Source organism: Spirillospora sp. NPDC049652, from assembly GCF_040675125.1.
Taxonomy (GTDB): domain Bacteria; phylum Actinomycetota; class Actinomycetes; order Streptosporangiales; family Streptosporangiaceae; genus Spirillospora.
In genome coordinates this window covers 1-2,857 of sequence record NZ_JBFAOF010000912.1, presented here as the reverse complement: position 1 = coordinate 2,857, position 2,857 = coordinate 1, and the positions used below count along the sequence as shown (strand labels likewise).

The 2,857-nt window shown below is 73.8% G+C and carries 1 protein-coding gene; it reads right to left on the bottom strand.

The window, feature by feature from the left end:
* The coding region (locus AB0J52_RS34760; RefSeq protein ID WP_500187145.1) for a non-ribosomal peptide synthetase at positions 1-2,857 on the bottom strand (2,857 nt) is incomplete at both ends.

Sequence of the window (2,857 nt, the reverse complement as noted above, 5' to 3'; positions counted from 1 at the left end):
GGCGATACAGCGGGATCCGGTCGGGCCGCTCCCGGGCCGTCAGCGGCACCGCCGCGGCGCCCCGCTCTCTCCCGACCAGGCGGGCGATGCCCGCGACGGTCGGCGCCGCGAACAGCTCGCGGATCCCCACCTCGGCGTCCAGCACGGCCCGGAGGCGGGCGATCAGCCGCATCGCCAGCAGCGAATCGCCGCCGACCTCGAAGAACGAGTCGTCCGCGCCGACCGTCTCCAGGCCCAGCACCTCGGCGAACAGCCCGCAGACGACCTCTTCGGCAGGTGTTCCCGGAAGGCGGCCACGGCCGGGGCCGGAGAGCTCGGGGGCGGGCAGCGCGGCGCGGTCGAGCTTGCCGTTCACGGTCATCGGCAACGCGTCCAACGTCACGAGCGCCGCCGGGACCATGTGCTCGGGCAACCGTTCGGCCGCGTGCGCACGCACCGCCGACGGGTCGGCATCACCGACCAGGTACGCGACCAGGCGTTGCGTGCCGGGCCGGTCCTCGCGCACGGCCACCGCGACCTGGCGGACGCCGGGGTGCCCGACCAGCACCGTCTCGATCTCGCCGAGTTCGATCCGGAAGCCGCGTAACTGCACCTGCGCGTCGGCCCGGCCTAGGTACTCCAGGGAGCCGTCCGGGCGCGTCCGCGCGAGGTCTCCCGACCGGTACATCCGGGAACCGGTGCCGTAGATGTCGGCCACGAAGCGACCCGCCGACAGCCCGGCACGGTCAAGGTAGCCGCGGGCGACGCCCGTCCCGGCGACGTACACCTCCCCCACGACGCCGGGCGGCACCGGACGCAACCAGGCGTCCAGCACATACACCCGGTAGCCGGGGAGGGCCGAGCCGATGACGCTTGCCGGGCCCGACGCGCACACCTGCTCGTCCAGGAGGCTCCAGGTGACGTGGACGGTCGTCTCGGTGATGCCGAACATGTTCACGAGAGCGGTGTCCGGGCAGCGCGCGAACCAGCCCGCCAGGCGGGACACGTCCAGGGCCTCGCCGCCGAACACGACCCAGCGCAGGCCCACGTCCGGCAGGCCCTCGACGTCCATCAACTGGTAGAACGCCGACGGGGTCTGGTTCAGGACCGTGACGCGCTCGGCGGTCAGGAGATCGACCAGTTCCCGTGGTGACCGCGAGACCTCCCACGGAACCACGATCAGGCGTCCGCCGAAGCCCAGCGCTCCCCACAGCTCCCAGACCGAGAAGTCGAACGCGAACGAATGGAACAGCGCCCACGCGTCGTCGGCCCCGAAATCGAAACGCGCCTGAGCAGACTCCAGCAGACGCACCACGTTCGCATGCGGCACCACCACGCCCTTGGGCCGACCCGTCGAACCCGACGTATAGATCACGTAAGCGGCCTGCAGTGGGTGCCCCCGCACATCGACGCGGGTCTCGTCCGCGCTCAGGACACGCAGGAACTCCTCGTCCACGACGACGGCAGGGCCGGCGTCGTCCAGCAGGAACGCGATCCGCTCGGCCGGATAGGACGGGTCGACGGGCACGTAGGCGGCCCCGGCCTTCAGCACGCCGAGCAGCGCCGCGACCAGGTCGGCCGACCGTTCCAGCCGGACGCCGACCAGGTCCTCATGACCGACGCCCCGGTCGCGCAGCGTGCGGGCGATCCGGTTGGCCCTTGCGTCGAGTTCGGCGTACGTCCAGCGGGTCGCGCCCCACACCACCGCCGGGGCGTGGGGGGTGCGGGTGGCGTGCGCTTCGAACAGGTCGACCAGGGAGACGTCTGCGGCTGGCCGCGCTGGGACGGCGGCCGGGACGGCGGGCCGTTCTTCGGGCCGCAGTACCTCCAGGTCGCACAGCCGCACGTCGGGGTCCGCGACAACCTGGTCCAACATACGGCCGAACCGGTCCAGCAGCCCGGCGGCGGCGTCCTCGCCGAACGCGTCGGGCCGGTAGGTGAGCTGCAGGTCGAGCTCGTCGTGCGGGTTGACGACCAGGGTGAGCGGATAGTGGGAGGCGTCATCGCTCACCGCGCGGGTGATCGCGAGGCCGCCGAAGCGCGGCGGGCCGTCCTTGGCGCGCGGGTAGCTCTCGTAGGCGAGCAGGGCGTCGAAGCCCGCTCCCGGTCCGGCGATGCGCTGGATCTCGGCGAGTCCCAGGTGCTGGTGGTCGAGCAGCGCCGACTGCCGCCGCTGGAGGTCGTCCAGCAGGCTCGCGAAGGGCAGCGCGGGGCTGAGCCGGACCCGCACCGGGACGGTGTTCACGAACAGGCCGAGCGTGTGCTCGACGCCGGGCAGCTCCATCGGCCGTCCGGCGACGGTCGCGCCGAACACCACGTCGTCGCGGCCGGACAGGCGGCCGACCAGCATCGCCCACAGCGCCTGCACCACGGTGTTGGGGGTGAGCCCCCGGGCGCGGGCGAGGTCGCGCAGCGCGGCGGTGCGGTCCCTGTCCACGGTGCCGCGGACGGTGCGGGGCAGGACGGGCGCGGCGTCCCGCAGGGACGGCGCGACGAGGGTCGGCTCGTCGGTCCCCGCCAGCGCCTCGGCCCAGGCCCGTCCGGCGGCGTCGCGGTCCTGGCGGGCGAGCCAGCGCAGGTACTCGCGGTAGGAGGTGACGGGCGGCAGGCCGGACGCGTCGCCGCCCGCCCGGTAGAGCTCGGCGAGCTCGCGCAGCAGCACCGGCAGCGACCAGCCGTCCAGGATGATGTGGTGGGTGGTGAGGACGAGGTGGTGCCGGTCCTCCGCCAGCCTGATCAGCAGCAGCCGCAGCAGCGGCGGCGCGGTCAGGTCGAAGCGCCGCGCGCGTTCGCCGGCCGCCAGGTCGCGGACCCGCTCGGCGGCGTCGTCCGGGGCGAGGGCGGACAGGTCCGCGACCCGCCACGGCAGGTCCACGTC